A 727-nucleotide genomic window follows, 5' to 3' on the forward strand; every position below is an offset into this window, starting at 1 on the left:
TGTGATCAGCCGGGCTGCCAAGCCGTCCACGGTCGGCGCGTCGAACAAGTCGGACGCGTAGATCATTGATCCCTGCCACGCACCGGAATCGCGCGAGGACACGAAGACCGTGAGGTCACGTTGCGCAGGAATATCGTCTGGGACGATCGGCTCGATCGACAGGCCCGCGCCCCTCATGGTGGCGAAGCCGTCCGACGCCGAACTGTCGAACGACAGCATCACCTGCGCCAGCGGCGCGAACGCCTCCGACCGGACCGGCCTGACTGCATCCACCACGACCTCGAACGGCACATCCGCATTCGCGAACGCATCGACATCGGTGGTTCGCACCTGCTCTAGGAAATCCGCAAAGGATGTACCCGGCATCACCTCCGTGCGGAGCACCAGCGTATTGACGAACATCCCCACCAACGGATCCAACTGGGACGCACCACGGCCGGCCACCGGCGTCGAAATCGCAACATCGCCAGTCGCCGCCAACCGGGACAACAACACCGCCAACGCGGCATGCAACACCATGAACGGCGTCACACCGTGATCCTCGGCCACCGCCCGGACACGAGCTGCGACCGTCTCGGGAACGATGAAGTTCCTGGTACCGCCATGCCCCGTGGCCTTCGCCGGCCTCGATCGGTCAGCCGGCAGCTCGATGACGTCCGGAAGTCCTTTCAGCTTTTCGGACCAGTAGTCCAGCTGCCTGCCCACCACCGACTCGGTGTCGTCCGGG

1 protein-coding gene is annotated in these 727 nt (G+C 64.6%); it reads right to left on the bottom strand.

Annotation, left to right across the window (positions count from 1 at the left end):
* Positions 1-727: condensation domain-containing protein (locus GP2_RS20850; protein WP_040527720.1), on the bottom strand; the 727-nt coding region annotated here is incomplete at both ends.

The organism is Gordonia paraffinivorans NBRC 108238, from assembly GCF_000344155.1.
In the GTDB taxonomy this organism is placed as follows: domain Bacteria; phylum Actinomycetota; class Actinomycetes; order Mycobacteriales; family Mycobacteriaceae; genus Gordonia; species Gordonia paraffinivorans.